A 16865-nucleotide genomic window follows, 5' to 3' on the forward strand; every position below is an offset into this window, starting at 1 on the left:
AGATCAGAAGTCATAGCTCAGGCGCGTGTACCAGAAGCCGCCATAAGGGTTGAACGGTGAGGCGTTGCCGAATTTCGGGAAGCCGTTGACGTCACCGGCCGGGTAGCCGTTGTTGTCGGCACGCACGTCGAACAGGTTGTTGGCGCCCACAGCCACGCCCAGCTGGTCGGTGACCGCATAGGCGACTTCCAGGTCGGTGATCCACTTGGCGCCAAAGGTCGAGTCGAAGTTGGGGTTGGCATCGCGCACCGTGACCTTGTCGTAACGGGTCACGCCGAGGTTGATGTCGAAACGGTCGATCTTCCACTGCCCGCTGAGAATCAGCTTGGTCTCGGGGTTGGCCACGGTCAGGTAACCCTGGGCAACCCGGTCGAACAGCTCCAGCCCACTGCCGGATAACGCCGCCGGCGTCGACTTGATGCTGTCCAGCTCGGTCTTGTTGTAGTTGAACGCCACGCCGTACTTGACGCTGCCAAAGCGCCCGTAATCGACCCGATAGTCGGTAACCAGATCCACGCCACGGGTGGTGGTGTCTGCGGCGTTGGTGAAGTACTTGACCCGGTAACCGGGCGTATAACCCAGTTGCTGCAGCACCTGGTTGACCCCGCTGCCAAACAGAAAGCCGGTCAGCGCCACCCGGTCCTTGATCTCGATCTGGTAGGCATCGAGGGTCACGTTGGCTTGCGGCAATGGCTTCCAGGTCAGGCCCAGGCTGATGTTGCGCGACTTTTCCGGGTCGAGGTCTTCGGCGCCCAGGGCGCGGGCCAGCGGCGAGTCGACCCGTGCGGTTTTGGCTTCAACGAACTGCGCCACGCCGTTGACCAGGGTGTACTGGTTAGAGGTCTGGGCATAGGTCGATTGCGACAGCGACGGCGCCCGAAAGCCATTGCTCAGCGTGCCGCGCAGGGCGAACTCCGGGGTGAAGTCGTAGCGCACCGAAACCTTGCCGCTGGCGGTGTTGCCCGAGCTGTCGTCATATTTTTCGAAGCGCCCGGCCAGGCCCAGGTACAGCTTGTCAGTGGGGTTGATGCCCAGGTCCAGGTAAGTGGCGTAGCTGTTGCGGCTGTTCTGCCCGGCGTCTTCCGGGGTCAGGGTGATCGCGCCTTGGGCACCCACGGCGGCAGGCTGGCCGGCCAGCGGCCCGCTCGGGTAGACATAGCCACCGTTGATCCAGGCTTCGACATCTTCGGACTGGGTCTTGTAGCGCTCGTGACGATGCTCGGCGCCCCACGACACTTGCAGCGGCTTGGCGAGCCCCACATCAAAGGCGCGGGTCAGGTCGAGGTTGCTGGTCCACTGATCGAAGGTGTTGGTGTAACTGTCGAAGCGGGTCGGGCTGCCGGGGCCCAGCGAGGCGTTAAGGCTTTCGTCCGAGCCGGCCAGCGACTTGGCGCGGCCAAAGGTCGAACTCAGGTCCCAGTTCCACTCGGCGAGCTGGCCCTTGGCGCCGGCAGCGGCCTGAAAGTCGGTCTCGTCCAGGGTGTAGAACGGTGCGGTGCCGTCCGGGTAAATCTGCGGGATGATGTTGGTCGAGTTGGGCCGCCGGAAGTTCTGCCCGCCCCTGGCATCGCGCTGGCTGTAGGTCGAGAACGAGTACAGGGTCAGGTCGTCATTGACCGGCAGTTCGGCGTTATAGCTGAGGTTGTAGCCCTTGATCTTCGGCAGACCGTTGCGCTGCGGCTGGCGGTCGGCGCCGGCCTCGCGTGCATCGCCGGGAAAGTAGAAGTTACCGGTCGCGTCCCTGGAGCGCACCGCCGTCTGTTGCGATTTGGCATCCACCGAGACGTTGAAAAAGCCATCGTTGGGCAAGGCAAAGCCGGAGTTGACCGCACTGCGAATCGTCCCGCCGTCGCCGCCTTCGTAGTATTCGCCATACTGGGTGCTGACCGAGCCGCCATGGTCGGTCTGTTTGAGGATGATGTTGATCACCCCCGCGATGGCATCGGAGCCGTACTGCGCCGAGGCACCGTCGCGCAGCACTTCCACATGGTCGATGGCGCTGACCGGAATCAGGTCCAGGTCCACCGGGTTGGTGCCATAGGCGGCAGTGGAATCGAGGTTGATCACCGAGCTGTTGTGGCGCCGCTTGCCATTGACCAGCACCAGCACGTTGGAACCGTTCAGGCCGCGCAGGCTGTAGGGCCGGGCAATGCTGTCGTTGGAGCTACCCGACGGCCGCTGACTGAACGACGGCAAAGCTTTTTCCAGCGCGCCGCGCAGGCTGGCCTGGCCGGTTTTTTCCAGTTGCGCGCCGCTGACCACATCAATAGGCGCCGGGCTGCTGGTCACGGTGCGGGCTTCACTGCCGCGTGAGCCGGTGACCACTACGGTTTCCAGGCTTTCAACAGGTTCGGCGGCATGCACCGGCAACAGCGTGAAGCCAGCCAGCAGCATCGGTGCCAGCGCCAGGGAGGGCTGAGGGAACGTCAGTTTCATAAGGGATCAGGCTTCCAGAATGGTTTTAAAATCGTCGCGCCACAGCGGTCGTACATCGACGCGCTGGCGAATCAGGCGATGCTCGAAAAAGCTGTCAGCGACCTGCTGCGCCGAGACGATGGCCGGCTCGCTGATCGGTGCCAGACGCACCGGCTGGCCACGCTCACGGAACTGGCGCAGGTACAACTCGGCACTGATGCCGGTCAGTTCACTGCTGCGCTGTGCCCAGGCTTCGGGGTTGGCCGCCACCCAGGCCCAGATGGCGCGTTCGCGGCGCAGAAAGTCGGCGATCTGCGCCCGCTTGGCCGGGTCATCCAGAGCATCACGCCGCGTCGCAATCACCGTATTGCCCACGAACGGGCTGGCGTTTTCCAGACGCGCCCCTTGCTTTTGCTCAGTGGCCTGCAAGGCGCTGATACCACCGGCCACCAGCGCATCCAGGTGCCCGCTGCGAAAGGCGATCAGCGCTTCCTGCATGGGCATGGGCACCGGCTTGATGTCTTGCAGAGTCAAGCCGTGGCGGCTAAGCAGATCGAGCAGGTAATACTGGGTATTGGTGCCGCGCACATAGCTGACGCTACGACCTTTGAGGTCGGCGACTTGGGCGATGCCACTGCCCGCCCCCACCACCAGGCCAAGGTCCTGGCGGTCACCGGGCAACAGCGCGACCACTGCCAGCGGCACTTGGGCCAACGAGGCAAAAATCGGCGGCACGTCGCTCATCTGGGTGTAATCCAGACTGCCGCTGCGCAGCGCCTCCAGCACGATATTGCCCCCGGCAATGTCGACCCACTGCACCGGGTACGGCGTGTCAGCCTGGCCGGCCAGCTCGATGAACGACGCCGCCGAGCCCTTATAGCGCCAGACCCGCAGCGGTTCCTGCGTAGCCGCCAGTGCCGGAGCCAGCAGCCCGGCGGCGCCCAGCGCGGCCGCGCCACGCAGCAGCTTGCGTCGTGTCAGGTCGGTCATGATCAACCGCCTCAGTCGAGCAAGTCAGGCTGTTGGGCGATGATCTCGTCCCACAGCGGCTGGAAGTTCAGCCACGAAAACAGCTCGTTGCGGGCGCGGCTTTGCGCGGTGACCGGGTCGGTTTGCGGCACCACCGGCACACCGGCAGCACGGGCCAGCAAATGCGAGCGCGCCACGTCCTCGGCCAGAATGAAGCGCCAGGCGGCACTCTCGACGCTCTCGCCCACTGTCCAGACCCCGTGGTTTTGCCAGAACAACAGATTGTTGTTGGCAAAGCTGTCGACAAAGGCTGCGGTCACCCGATCACGGTCGTTGTCGAGGCGGCCGTCGCCGCTGCGCAGCTCATGGCGGCGGAAGATCGCCTGATCGTCAACAAAGGCACCGGCCTCGGCGGTAATGGGCTCGAACAACTGGCCAAGCGCTGACCAGGTGCGGCCATAAAAGCCGTGCAAGTGGGCGATGCCGACCACCTCAGGGCGCGCATTCTGGATACCGTCGTGCAGCTCCAGCGCGCTGGTGTTAAGCAGGCCTTCGCCCTCCACCACCTGCCCCTCACGGTTGACCCGCAACAGGCTCGATACGCTGATTTGCGAGAACGGCACACCCAACGGGTTGATCCAGTAATGCTCCGGTTCGATCGGGTCGCGGGCAGTGAAATGCCCGGCCAGCCCGACTTCGAACCCGTAGCGGGCAAACAATCGATAAGACGCCGCCAGACGCTGCTTGCGGTGCAGGCGCTCCAGCTGCAGGTCGTCGTGGTGCGGCACCGCCTCAAGGTTCAAGCGGTTATTGCCATGGGGCAGGCTCAGCAAGCTGTTGGAATAAGGTTGTCTCTGGCTCATGCCGGTTACTCGTGCTGGCGCTCGGCTTGGCGAGCTTTATTCAGAGCGAACACAGGCGCAAAGCGCCGTGCTGGGCTCAGGTTCGGGTTCGGACTCGGGGTCGATAAGGAGGATCTACGTCTGGGGCGACGGATCGGCAGGCAGTGTCAGGTGCTCATGTACAGGAACCCTCGCATGGAATCGATATGGCTACAGCTCTCCTCCACCGTGCGAGGGGTCGGGTCGAGCGCGATCTTGCTGGGCCGGAATGTCAAAAACGGCCTGGTGACCAGAGTGCGTGGCGATCCTGCCACGCGGCAAACGCACATCCATGCTGTGGCCGAGGATGCAGGGGAGCGTCATGAGCGGCCATGGCTAGAACATAAACGCAGGTTGATTGATCTGTAAAATTCCTTAATCGCATAACCTAATATTAATATTTGTTATTTATCGTTAATTTATTTATCTGAAAAGCGCATAAGAAAGCGCACTCGCCCGGCAGCGCTTCGAAACTATCGTTATTCAATATCGATATTTAAAAAATATTTTTAATACCTATAAGATCCATGCATCGAATGCCACCATTGCCGAACACCGGAGCATGCATGAACAAATCCACCCGCTTTCCTCGCCTCAGCCGCCTGGCCACCACCCTGGGCCTGTGCACCAGCCTGCTGGCCGGCGCAGCCATGGTGCCTGCCACCGCCCAGGCTGAAGGCGAGATTCGCATCGCCGAACAGTTCGGCATTGTTTACCTGCTGCTCAACGTGGTGCGTGACCAGAACCTGATCGAGAAACACGGCAAGGCTGACGGCCTGGAGATCAAGGTCGACTGGACCCAGTTGTCTGGCGGCTCGGCGGTCAACGACGCGCTGCTGTCTGGCTCGATCGACATTGCCGGTGCCGGTGTCGGCCCGCTGCTGACCATCTGGGACCGCACCAAGGACCGCCAGAACGTCAAGGCCGTAGCCTCGCTGGGCAACTTCCCGTACTACCTGCTCAGCAGCAACCCCAACGTGAAGACCATCGCTGACTTCACTGAAAAAGACCGCATCGCCGTACCGGCAGTCGGCGTCTCGGTGCAGTCGCGTTACCTGCAATACGCCGCCGCGCAACTGTGGGGCGACAAGGAATTCAACCGCCTGGACAAATACACCGTCAGCCTGCCGCACCCGGACGCCACCGCCAGCCTGATTGCCGGCGGCACCGAACTGAACGGCCACTTCTCCAACCCGCCGTTCCAGGATCAGGCACTGGCGAAAAACAAAGACGTGCACGTGGTGCTCGACACCTACAAACTGCTCGGCCCCAACTCGCCGACCGTGCTGTTCGCCACCGAAAAATTCCGCGCCGAGAACCCCAAGACCTACAAGGCGTTCATCGAAGCACTGGGTGAGGCCGAGGCCTACATCAAGAAAGACATCAGCGGCGCCGCCGACACCTACATCCGGGTCAGCAAGGCCAAGATCGACAAGGCCGAACTGCTGAAGATCATCGACAAACCCGAGTTCCAGTTCACCACCACCCCGAAGAACACCTACCCGCTGGCTGAATTCCTGTTCCGCGTGGGCGCGATCAAGAACAAACCGGCCTCATGGCAGGACTACTTCTTCCAGGACTCGTTCAAGCCGTTGCAGGGCAGTTGATGGCGGGTTAGCGATAGAAAAAGCGCAGCCTGTGGTGAGCAGGCTGCGCTTTTTTATATTTGCTCGATATAGCCCACGATCTACAGTTTATTTCGTTCCAGGGTTTAGAAGCATTTCAAGATCTATCGCCTTTCCCATCGCCTGATAACCTGCTCTGTTCGGATGGACTCCGTCGCCCGGGCCGCCGATCGTGCTGTCTGGCACGAATTGCTTTTGCAATTTTCCCGAGGCGGGATCGCGGGTAGCCAGGTCAAAATCAACATAGCCGTCGAATAACTGACTCGACCGGATAAAGTCGTTTAACGCTTTGCGTTTATTGTCTTGCTCGAGACTTCCATGGGCTGCGCTGGTACTGCCGTAAGCCGTCGTGAGGGTTGCACCTATGATGCGAACACCGCTTACCCACTCACGCAATTTTGCAATCGCGCCCGTCATTCCTTGGATAACGTCATCTAGCGAGGCCCTGCCGTTCTCGCTAAAGTCATTTATACCTTGCATCCAGATCACCGTCGAAACGCCAGACAGCTTGACAATGTCCGTATCAATTCGTGATACAGCGGCCGGTCCACCCCGAAAGGCCTGCTGCGCAGTATAGACACTTGGGCCAATGATCTGATTGCCACCCATCCCAAGGTTTACAACCGAAAATTTATCGCCGTAGGCGGCATGTAAGCGCTGGTTCAGAACATCCGGCCAGCGATCATCACCATTTAACGTTGACCCCACACCGTCGGTGATTGAGTCACCCAATGCGACGACAACTTGTGCATCGCCAGGCATACGCATATCCACAACATCAAGAAAGTAAGTGGATATCGTGCTGTAAGGCAGCTCCAGCCCGGCGTCATCATTCGCAGACGCAACGGTGTTGGGGTTGCTTAGATAGGAAGTGCTCAGCGACTTGGCATGCCATGTCATCGGCCCACTCGAACCTACGACAGCGAAACTGACGGCTATTTTCCTTCCCTCCAGCAGAGGGAATGCCTGTTTATGAATCGGCAGCTCAACAGCATCGCTCCAGACAGACTCCCCGGCGGGAATGATCACTTTACTTTGGCCCGCGAACAAAACCGGTCGACTGCTGCCTGCCACGATTGAAGACCCGTAAGCATGCAAGCCGACAGAGACTCCCTCAAATACCACCGACTGTGTACCAAATGAGTTTGATAGTCGAATACGGGCATGTGAGCCCCAGCGACTGGGCCGAACGATGAGGCGGAAACTCTGGTTGTTCGCCCCGCTCGCCTCATCTGGAAACGCATACTGTAAATCAGGCTGAGCGGCAGGATTTCCAACCGGATAAGGGCCCTGCTCGGCTGCCGCCCATACGGAAATCCATTTGCTGTCAGGGTCCGGACTTGAGTGAGCGCCAGGGCTCAACATATTGCTTGGTAAGATCATGGCCATCCTTGTTATGTTTATTCGGCGTATATCATTGACCTGGTTTTTCGAGCAGACCGAGGCCGCGATGCAGGTACGCGCCCAGATCCTCGCCAGCCTGCTCTTCAAGCAAGCCAAGCGTAACCGCTATCCCCGCTTGCTGAAGAATCGCGATACCCGCGCCAGCATTGCGCGGGTCAGGGTCCAGCATCGCGACATGCACGCGCTTGATCCCCGAACTGACCAGAGCCAGCGCACAGGAAGGCGTGCGCCCCGCGAACGAGCAAGGCTCCAGCGTCACATAGGCCGTCAGCTCATCGAGGCCTGGCGCCAACCGGGACAGCGCCATCGCCTCCGCATGATGCTGCCCCGGCGGCTGCGTGTAGCCGCTGGCGACAACAACGCCATGGCGCACGATGACGCAACCCACCGGCGGGTTCGGCTGGCAGCCGGGCAATGCGCGCCGGCCCTGCTCCAGTGCCTGATTCATGAACAGCCGGTCTGATTCCGAGAATATAGAGTGCTCAGCGGTTAGCGACATGGCTGAATCCTTGTGTTGCGGGATGGAGGTGTTTGGGGGATTGGATACTGAACCCCGATTGCACACGTTCGCGGCGTCCAAACAAAGCTTGCGCCCACGAGGCACATCCGCTGTTCATATTCTTTTTTCTAGCGAAAAAGTATACGTGAGAACGGTACAGTCTGTTTAATCATCAACACACTCTTCACGCAAATATGCAGAGATTTGCCAGGAGGTGCTTCGATGGTAAGCCTTGCATCTCGTGTTACGGAGTGTTGGAAATCAACGGAAGGCACAGTCGCTGCACTGTCTACTGGCTATCGAAGATTTTCTGAGCGAAGTTCACATCAAAGCAATCTCTCCATGCAGTGATCTAATCGCCTCCAAGCTCCAATATACCCATTACTTTCGTGGCTCCAATCTCGCTGCCATCAGCGCGCTCGAACTTATCGAGTCGTTCGATGAGCACTCTGTTACCGCCTGCAGCAATGGTGAGTATTTCAAAACTTACCTTTCGACTTTGGCGTCGGGACGCATCATGGCCAAGGCTGCGGAAATAATTCGGGAGCCCAGCATCAGGCTTCTGCTTGGCGGTTTGAATGTGGGGATCGTGGATCACTTACGATCTGAGGTTCTATTTAGCGAATAAAACCTGAGACTATCGCCTGCTGCTTAACCAAGTGCTGTTGAAATAACTCAGCATAATCGTCCCGCACAGCAGAAACCACACTCGGCCTGTTTGCCAGCGAACCCCGCCACGCTGTGACGCGAGGAAGGTTGTTGAAGATCCGCTGGGAGACGACTGGGCTCAGCACGTCGAAGTAACGAAAAAGTGGTGCAAACACTACATCGACCATGCTGAACGCTGATCCGGAAAAATAGGGCACTTGATCTAGCTCGTTTTCAAGCCGCTGCAGTTTGCTTCGAAAGACAGCTTTCTTGTTCTCAGCGATTTCAAGGTCTTGGGCGTTGAGAAACTGCCAGGCATCTGCAAGCGCCGCGGCGCCAAACTCTATCCAGGCACGCTGTTGCGCACGTGAGAGTGCGTTGTTGGAATAGAGACTGACGCCACCCTGCGTTTCATTGAGGTATTCGCAGATGGCCATGCTCTCGAACAGTATCGTGTCTGCCCTATTTGGCCGCTCCACCTTAAGCAAAGGCACCTTTCCTGTCGACGATAGCGCCAGCAACCAATCTGGCTTGTAGACGAGGTCGACATCGACTCTCTCGAAGGACACATTTTTTTCCAGCAAGACAATCGCCGCTCGCTGCACAAACGGGCACAACGGATGGCTGATGAGTGTAAGTCGGGCGTTCGACATGGTGATCTCTCGGCAAGGCTGCGACGGGATGGGAGTCGATGCGGCTATCGCTACAGCAATTGCCCGCCGGAAATGTCAAAAGTCGTCCCATTGGCCCAAGCCATGTCATCGGACAGGATCGCGGCTACCGCACCACCGATATCGTCTGGCAGACCGACACGGCCAAGCGCGATGCCCTGTGCCACGTATGCGTTCACCTCCTTGTTGTCACGTACCGCACCACCGCCGAAGTCGGTTGCGATGGCACCTGGGGCAATTGCATTGACCCGAATTTGGCGCGAGCCAAGCTCTACGGCCAAGTAACGGGTTAGAACTTCGATCGCGGCCTTTACTGCTGCATACACGCTGTAGCCCGGCAGGGTAAAACGCACGAAGCCGGACGATACGTTCAGGACACGACCGCCATCTTCCATGATTGGCAACAGTTTCTGGGTCAGAAAAATTGGCCCACGAAGGTGAGTGGCAACCAATGAGTCAAACTGGACTTCGGTTGCGTCAACAAAGTTCGAGAAGAGCCCATTACCGGCATTGTTGATGAGGAAGTCGAAGCGTTCACGGCCGAAGTCGTTCTGCAGCGTACTGGTCACCGCCCTTACGAAAGCGGGATAGCTGCTGGTCACGGTGATCTCGAGCGGCAGCATCAAGGCTTTGCCGCCCAAAGCTTCGATCTCCTGTTTCAATGTCTCGGCCTCTGCAGAGCTACTGCGATAGGTACCGATGACATGGACGCCGCGCTTGGCGAGATGAAGCGCCATATTGCGGCCAAGGCCACGGCTGGCGCCGGTGATGAGTGCGATCTGATTGGTCATGGGATATCTCTGTAGGTTAAGCGCGCCCTGCGGCGCTTTCTTGACCAGATCAAGATAGGCGTTGACCGTTTTTCAACACACGTCCAATAAGCTCAGTTCATTGCCTGATTGTCTCAAGTGTCTTGCGCACTCGCGAGGCGTTGGCATAATCGCCGCATGACCGACGATCTTGCCCCGCACCTCGATATAGCCCTGCGCCACGCGCCACCGGGTTTGACCATCACCCAGATCCCCCGTGTGGATATCTGCGTGGGTCAGGGCTCTACCGACAAGGCGCCCTGTCTGTACCGTTCAATGATTTGCTTCATCCTGCAAGGCTCGAAACGCGTTGCGATCAACGACAATCTGCTGAGTTACAACAGCGAGCAATATCTTATCAGCGCCTTGGATCTACCTTTGATCGGGCAAATTCTTGATGCTGAAGGAGGGCGGCCTTATGTGGCACTATCGATCGTGCTGGATCCGGCCATATTGGCTGAATTGGCCGCAGCGATGCCGCCGGTACGCGAGAGCGAGCAAAAGGGCATTGGCATCGCGATAAACCCAATGACCGCTCCGCTTCGAGGCACCCTACTTCGTTTGCTGTCGCTACTCGATACACCTGACGATATCCCGATTCTCGGCCCCATGGTCGAACGGGAATTGCTTTATCGTCTCTTGCAAGGGCCGCAGGGAAGGCTCCTGCGGCAGATCGCTCAACCTGAGGGCCCCCTGGGTAGCATTCGGCGTGCCGTTGCCTGGATCAGGGATCATTACAATACCCGGCTTCGCATCGAGGCGTTGTGCGATGCAAGCGGTATGAGCCGGGCGAGCCTGCATCGCCATTTTCTGTCGATGACCGGTCTTAGTCCTGTCCAGTATCAAAAACAGCTCAGATTGCAGGAAGCTCGCCAGCTCTTGCTTGCTGGCGAGCATCGAGCGGCTGACGTGGCGTTCGCTGTCGGCTATGAAAGCTCATCGCAGTTCAGCCGCGAATATTTGCGCCAATTCGGCGCATCGCCTGCACGTGATGTACGCGAGATCCGGCAGGCAATAGGCAATCCAATCAGGGTGTAGATGGCAGATCAAGATGAGAACCAGACAGGCAGTGACAGTGCAGTTATCCAACGCCTGAGAGGCGACTTGGCGCAGAACACCTGAGCCGTTTTTCCGCCCTCAGGGCGTCCATGAACGGCCCATCAATGCGCAATGATCACCTGACCGGCCTGCCGGTGCCCCTTCGCAAACCCATGCACACTCGCCCGCCATGCAATGACCAGGCTCAGCAGTAACAACACCACCAAAACCCATGCAAAAGAACTGACGCCCCATTGACCGAGCAGCACGCCGCCGAGTAGCCCGGCAGCGGCGATGGCACTGTTCCAGACCACCACGTTCATGGACAGCGCGACATCAGCGCCCTCACCTGCCGAGTCGGCCAGCGCGGTCTGCAACAGGGTGGCGGCGCCGCCAAAGGTCAGGCCCCAGATGAACGCGCCGACGTAAATCGCCAGCGCCGACGCTGAAAACAGGCCGAACAGAACCGCAACCGCTGCGAAGGTCGCCAGGCTGGCCAGCACAGCCTTACGCAGGTGACGGTCAACCAGCTGCCCTGTGATCCAGATGCCTGCCAGCGCCGCAACACCAAATGCCAGCAAGACCAGATCGACGTCATTGGCCAGCCCGGCGTTGGCAACAAACGGCGCGACATAGGTATAAAGAATGTTGTGTGCCAGCATCCAGGTGAACACCACAGCCAGCACCGAACGCACACCGGGCGTGAGGAAAACCTGACGCAGTGCCATACGCTGCGAGGCCGCCTGGCCAGGGTAGTCAGGTACTTTGACCAGCACCCAGACGATGAGCAGCAGGGTCATTGCGGACATCAGCCCGAACGCCATACGCCAGCCCATGAGCCCACCCAGCCAGGTGCCCAGCGGCACGCCCAGTGACAAGGCGACAGGTGCGCCCAGCATCGCCACCGCCAGCGCACGGCCCTGCAAGTGCGGAGCAACCATGCGCCGTGCATAACCGGCAATCAGGCTCCAGGCCAGACCTGCCGAGACTCCCGCAAAAAACCTCGCCACCAGGGTCAGCCAGTAGCTGGACGACAACGCCGTGACCGTGTTGAACAGCAGAAAGCCGACCACCGTCAGCAACAACACCGTTCTGCGCCGCCAGCCTTGCGTGGCGATGGTCAGCGGAATGGCCGCCAGCAACGAACCCAGCGCATAAACCGTCACCATCTGCCCTGCAAGCGATGCCGAAACGTCCAGGCCATTACTGATCTCAGGCAGCAAGCCGGCAGGCAACGTCTCGGTCACGATGCAGATAAAACCGGCCATCGCCAGTGCCAGTAACGCCCCAAGCGGCAGCTTCTCGCTGTGTTTCTCATCGGTAACCATTTAACACCTCAATTTATATACTGATCGATACAGATGTTAGGCGTGATCCGGGCGGGTGGTCAACGACTTATGTATCGACTAGTATTTAAATCATTCTGCATGAGGATTTGACATGGCACAGATGGGTCGGCCACGCACGTTTGATCGTGACCTGGCAATCACTCAGGCGCTGCACCTGTTTTGGGAGCATGGCTATGACGCGACCTCGCTCAGCCAACTCAAGGCCGGGATGGGCGGCGGTATTAGCGCGCCGAGTTTTTACGCCGCGTTTGGCTCGAAACAGGCGCTGTTCAATGAAGTGGTCGAGCGCTATCTCGACACCCACGGCCGGGTCACCGACAGCCTGTTCGATACAACCCTGCCGCCCCGAGAAGCCATTGAAACCGCCCTGCGCCGCTCGGCGAAAATGCAATGCGAGCCCGATCATCCCAAGGGGTGCCTGGTGTCGCTAGGGTTGATGAGCGCGTGCTCAGAAGAGAGCAAGGCCATCGCCGAACCGCTGATGCGCACCCGAATCCTCAACCGTACCGCCATGGCTGCATGCGTCGAACGCGCTGTCGCGGCAGGTGAATTGCCCGCGACGGTGATCCCCGAGACGCTTGCTGCTGCCTTCGACAGCTTTCTGCTTGGCTTGTCGACCTTGGCACGCGATGGCGTGGCGCATGAAACGCTGGACGCTGCGGTAACGCAGATGATGGGAATGTGGGATGGCTTGCGCGCTGCCGGGCATTGAATACAGGCGTCAGGTCGATGCGGTCTCTGTGGGAACGAGCTCGCTCGTGAAGACGGCATTACATTCACAGTAAATACGCCGGGTTTACTGGCACTTTCGTCGGTATGCCGTCCAGATCAAGGTCGCGTCCACAGGTATCTGGCCAAGCCCCAAAGTCTTTTAACTGATCGGCATTAGCGTGTAGGAGCTTCAGCAGCGAAGGCTTCGAGGCTAAAGCGCATCGCCGCCCAGCCGCCCCTGCGGATTTCGCTTTACTCAGCTAGAAAAAAGCCCGCAACCCCGAATTCATCCGGGTCTGCGGGCTTTTTCAACGGTATCACTTACCAGCTATACGCCACCTGCGCATAGTAGAACGCACCGCTGTACCCATAAGGCGAGTAGGTGCTGTACGCCAGGTTGCCGCCGCTGTTGGCGAAGCTGTTGAGCTTCTCCGGGTATTGGTCGGTGACGTTGTCGCCGCCCACGGTGAAGGTCCAGTTGTTCCAGTTGTAGTCCACCGACAGGTCCAGCAGCCAGGCGGCGCTGAAGGTCTGGTCGTTGACCGGGTCGGCCTGGTAGCTGGTGAACTCACCGTAACGCACCAGGTTGGAATGCAGTGCCCAGTTGCCGAAGGTAAAGTCGTTGCCGAAGCTCAGCTTGTGCTTGGGCGTGGTGTCGCCCAGCAAGCCGATGCGCTCGCGGCGGTCGACGCGCACCAGATCGACGCCCAACTGGCTGAGCACGCCGGGGTTGGCTTTGACGTCGGTGACTTTGGTGTGGCTGTAGTTGTAGCCCAGGGTGCTGTTCCAGCGCACGCCGTTGTCGAACCGGTAACGGTAGTTGGCAACCAGATCGACGCCGTCGGTGCTGGTGTCGGTGGCGTTGGTGAAGTAGCGCACCGAGGTGTAGTTGATGTCCCCTACCCCGTTGGCCCGCAGGTAGTTGGCCGCGGCGTTGTTGAGCACCAGGTTGGACGACAGCGAGATGCGGTCCTTGATGTCGATGCGGTACACATCGGCGGTCACAGTCAGGTTGTCCAGCGGTTCGAGCACCAGACCCAGGCTGTAGTTACGCGACTTTTCCGCTTCCAGGTCTTCAGCACCCAGCAGTTGCGCCACGCGGCTGCTGGCCGGGAAGGTGCCGGCTTCCTGGATGCTGTTGCCGATCAGTTGCGAGGAGGTGAAGGCAAAGTTTTGCTGGGCCAGCGACGGTGCACGGAAGCCGGTGGAGACGCTGCCGCGCAACGCGACCTGCGGGGTGAAGTCGTAACGGGCCGATATCGCCCCGCTGACGTTGGAGCCGAAATCACTGTAGTCCTCATGGCGCACCGCAGCCGAGGCGCTGAGTTTGTCGGTGAAGTTGGTTTCCAGGTCCAGGTACTGGGCGAAGTTATGCCGTGAGGTGCTACCGGCGTCCGAAGCGCGGAAGCCTGCCAGCCCCGAGCTGCCGCTCTGGAAGTACGATTCAGCCTGGCCGGCAGCAATCTGATAACCCTGGCGCAGGTATTCAGTACCGAACGCCACCGACACCGGGTTGGGCAGCCAGGACGCGCTGAACTCGCGAGACAGATCGAGGCTGAGCTGCTTCTGGTCGTTGGTCAGGGTGCCGTTATAGAACGAACGCGGCGTGGCCAGGCCGAGCGAGGTGTTGATGGTCTTGGTGTGGATTTCGTAGCTGTTTTTGCCGTAGTTGGCCGACAGGTCGTAGTGCCAGTCGTAAGCCAGTTCGCCACGCAGACCGGCCACCAGGGTGGTGTCTTCCAGGGTGCCGCGAATCAGAGGCAGGTAGCCGTTGGGGAAAATTGCCGGGTTGTTGTTCGACGCGTTGCTGGCCCGGTAGAAGGCAGCAGTTTCGCCACGACGCTTGCTGTAACCGCCGAAGCTGTAGAACTCGGCCGCATCGTTGAAGCTGTACTCGCTGTTGAACTGGATCTTGCCCTCTTCACTGGCCGGCTCACCCTGACGGAATACATGCTGGCCGTAGGTGGTCGAGCCGATGCTCGCGGCGCGGAAATCATCACCGGCGCGGTCGGTGTAGTCGTTGTTGGCGCCTTCGGCGGACAGGTTGATAAAGCCGTTCTCACCCAGTGCAAAACCGGTATTGCCGGCCACCTGGCGCTGGATGCCATCGCCTTTTTTGTACTGGCCGAAGCGGGTCGAGACCGTACCGCCGTTGTCCGCGCTTTTCAGAATGACGTTGATCACCCCGGCAATCGCATCGGAGCCATAACGCGCCGAAGCCCCGTCACGCAGCACTTCGATACGCTCGATGGCCGACAGCGGGATGGCGTTCAGATCCGCCGGTGCCGAACCGCGCCCCACCGCGCCGCCCAGGTTAATGAACGCCGACGTGTGGCGGCGCTTGCCGTTGACCAGCACCAACACCTGGTCCGGCGACAGCCCGCGCAACTGCGCCGGGCGGGTCAGCTCGGCGCCGTCCACCAGGCTGGGGCGTGGAAAGTTGATCGATGGAATCAGCTTGGCCAACACCGCGCCCAACTCGGCGGAGCCGGTGCTGCGCAGGGCATCGCCGCTGATCACATCAATCGGTGACAGCGACGCGCTGGCGGTGCGCTCCTGAGCGCGGGTACCGGTGACGATCACCGTGCTCAGGGTCGAAGACTCCTGCGCCGCTTCCTCTGCCCCCGCAAAGGTGCTGACGCCCAACAGATTGGCCGAAACGATTGCCGTGGCCAACAAATGACGCTTGAAACTCCTCATACCGCTCCCCTTGAATCCCTTTACCGAGGCAGGCAGCCCCAGCCGTGACGAGCGATCCGTGCGGCGGACGGTGGCGATCATCTGGTCATTATGATTTGAATAACGGTGGCCCGATGACATATATCCTAACGCGATTTAAATGTGGTTTTTAAATACGACTTAGAAATATGCAAGTGCAATTGGGTTTGGATTCACAGGCCGCGCAGCACGCCATTCTGTTCAGACGCGCAACTCCCGCAACACCTCCAGCACATGGGTTGTGGCGCGTTCACAGCGGGCGGCGCGATGGGCAATCCCCAACTGGCGCCATAACGGCGGCTGCAAGGGCCGCATCACGATGCGCGGGTCAGGCGCCGGGGTGGCCGCCTCATGGGGCAGCAGCGTGGCACCGTAGCCCGCCGCCACCAGGCTTTTTATCGCATCGTTGTAGTTAAGCTCGATACGCGCCACGGGATGACACTCATCAGCGGCAAACCACTCGCTGGTCAGGCGCGCCAGTCGGGTGCTGCTGTCATTGAGAATCAGCGGCTGACGGGCCAGCCAGGCTGGTGTGATGATCTCGGGGCATTGCCAACGGGCCGGCAGAAAAGCCATGACCGGATCACGCCGCCACGGCTCGATGCACAACCCCTTGGCTGGCGCCTGCGGCAAAGCGACCAAACCAATGTCCAGCGCCCCGCAGGCCAACCGATGCAAGGTTTCCTGAGAGGTCAGCACCGCAACCTGGACGTCGATAGACGGATGCCGCTCACCGAGAATTTCCAGGGCCTGAGGCATCAACTGCGCAATTGCACCGGTGGATGCGCCCAGCCGTACCCGTCCGGCCAGCCCTTGGACCTGACGTTGCACTTCCTCCAGCGCCTGGTCGGCTTCGGCCAGCAGGTTGCGGGCCCGCACGATCAGCGTTTCACCGATGGCGGTAGGCTGCACCTGCCCGCGGGTACGCGACAGCAGTGCAGCGCCCACCCGCGCCTCAAGGTCGGCAATGTGCAGGCTGACCGTCGGCGCGGCGAGGTTGAGCGCCCGCGCCGCTTGAGCGAACGACCCCAGGTCGGCAATCGTCACCAGGGTACGCAGACGGTCGAGGCTGACTTCACGCATGGCACAGCACTCATTCAGAAAAACTGAATGAAAGCATTTTTAAAT

General features: G+C 59.8%; 13 protein-coding genes. 3 read left to right on the forward strand and 10 right to left on the reverse strand.

The features are described from left to right. Nucleotides 1-3: 3 nt before the first annotated feature. The 3 genes from NJC40_RS21520 to NJC40_RS21530 are packed head-to-tail and all read right to left on the reverse strand — an operon-like array spanning nucleotide 4 to nucleotide 4247. Entirely contained in the window at nucleotides 4-2436 is a 2433-nt protein-coding gene (locus NJC40_RS21520; RefSeq protein WP_253142257.1) for a TonB-dependent receptor plug domain-containing protein, read from the reverse strand. 6 nt (nucleotides 2437-2442) lie between these two features. Beyond that, the gene (locus NJC40_RS21525) at nucleotides 2443-3405 is read right to left on the reverse strand and encodes an ABC transporter substrate-binding protein (RefSeq protein WP_253142256.1); all 963 of its coding nucleotides are present in this window, start codon (nucleotides 3403-3405) and stop codon (nucleotides 2443-2445) included. Nucleotides 3406-3416: 11 nt separating this feature from the next. Then, on the reverse strand, nucleotides 3417-4247 hold the full coding sequence (locus NJC40_RS21530) for a class II aldolase/adducin family protein (protein ID WP_253142255.1): 831 nt from the start codon (nucleotides 4245-4247) through the stop codon (nucleotides 3417-3419). A gap of 584 nt (nucleotides 4248-4831) precedes the next feature. Here NJC40_RS21530 and NJC40_RS21535 point away from each other — a divergent pair. Next, nucleotides 4832-5872 (forward strand): ABC transporter substrate-binding protein, encoded by a 1041-nt coding sequence (locus NJC40_RS21535; RefSeq protein WP_045491771.1) that lies wholly within the window; start codon nucleotides 4832-4834, stop codon nucleotides 5870-5872. A gap of 87 nt (nucleotides 5873-5959) precedes the next feature. On the opposite strand, the gene NJC40_RS21540 is transcribed toward NJC40_RS21535, so the two are convergent. The 4 genes from NJC40_RS21540 to NJC40_RS21555 form a co-directional block, all read right to left on the reverse strand. After that, complete coding sequence (locus NJC40_RS21540; protein WP_253142254.1) at nucleotides 5960-7273, reverse strand: GDSL-type esterase/lipase family protein; 1314 nt, start codon at nucleotides 7271-7273, stop codon at nucleotides 5960-5962. Nucleotides 7274-7304: 31 nt separating this feature from the next. Next, the gene (locus NJC40_RS21545) at nucleotides 7305-7793 is read right to left on the reverse strand and encodes a bifunctional diaminohydroxyphosphoribosylaminopyrimidine deaminase/5-amino-6-(5-phosphoribosylamino)uracil reductase RibD (protein ID WP_253142253.1); all 489 of its coding nucleotides are present in this window, start codon (nucleotides 7791-7793) and stop codon (nucleotides 7305-7307) included. Nucleotides 7794-8410: 617 nt separating this feature from the next. After that, nucleotides 8411-9094 carry a glutathione S-transferase family protein gene (locus NJC40_RS21550; protein WP_253142252.1) on the reverse strand — a complete coding sequence of 228 codons (684 nt, stop codon included), beginning with the start codon at nucleotides 9092-9094 and terminating at the stop codon, nucleotides 8411-8413. 50 nt (nucleotides 9095-9144) lie between these two features. Continuing rightward, a complete protein-coding gene (locus NJC40_RS21555) occupies nucleotides 9145-9903 on the reverse strand; it encodes an SDR family NAD(P)-dependent oxidoreductase (protein ID WP_253142251.1) in 759 nt (252 codons plus the stop codon). 156 nt (nucleotides 9904-10059) lie between these two features. Here NJC40_RS21555 and NJC40_RS21560 point away from each other — a divergent pair, with 156 nt between their 5' ends. Then, nucleotides 10060-10959 (forward strand): AraC family transcriptional regulator, encoded by a 900-nt coding sequence (locus NJC40_RS21560; protein WP_253142250.1) that lies wholly within the window; start codon nucleotides 10060-10062, stop codon nucleotides 10957-10959. Between the two features lie 122 nt (nucleotides 10960-11081). Here NJC40_RS21560 and NJC40_RS21565 read toward each other — a convergent pair whose 3' ends face one another. Further along, a complete protein-coding gene (locus NJC40_RS21565) occupies nucleotides 11082-12287 on the reverse strand; it encodes an MFS transporter (protein ID WP_253142249.1) in 1206 nt (401 codons plus the stop codon). Between the two features lie 112 nt (nucleotides 12288-12399). On the opposite strand from NJC40_RS21565, the gene NJC40_RS21570 reads away from it, so the two are divergent. Continuing rightward, nucleotides 12400-13020 (forward strand): TetR/AcrR family transcriptional regulator, encoded by a 621-nt coding sequence (locus NJC40_RS21570; protein ID WP_253142248.1) that lies wholly within the window; start codon nucleotides 12400-12402, stop codon nucleotides 13018-13020. 320 nt (nucleotides 13021-13340) lie between these two features. Here NJC40_RS21570 and NJC40_RS21575 read toward each other — a convergent pair whose 3' ends face one another. Then, nucleotides 13341-15719, reverse strand: a complete 2379-nt coding sequence (locus NJC40_RS21575; RefSeq protein ID WP_253142247.1) for a TonB-dependent receptor plug domain-containing protein — start codon at nucleotides 15717-15719, stop codon at nucleotides 13341-13343. A 219-nt stretch (nucleotides 15720-15938) separates the two neighbouring features. After that, nucleotides 15939-16820 carry a LysR family transcriptional regulator gene (locus tag NJC40_RS21580; protein ID WP_253142246.1) on the reverse strand — a complete coding sequence of 294 codons (882 nt, stop codon included), beginning with the start codon at nucleotides 16818-16820 and terminating at the stop codon, nucleotides 15939-15941. Between the last annotated feature and the right edge of the window lie 45 nt (nucleotides 16821-16865).

It is taken from the genome of Pseudomonas sp. 21LCFQ02 (assembly GCF_024129895.2).
Classification (GTDB): Bacteria; Pseudomonadota; Gammaproteobacteria; order Pseudomonadales; family Pseudomonadaceae; genus Aquipseudomonas.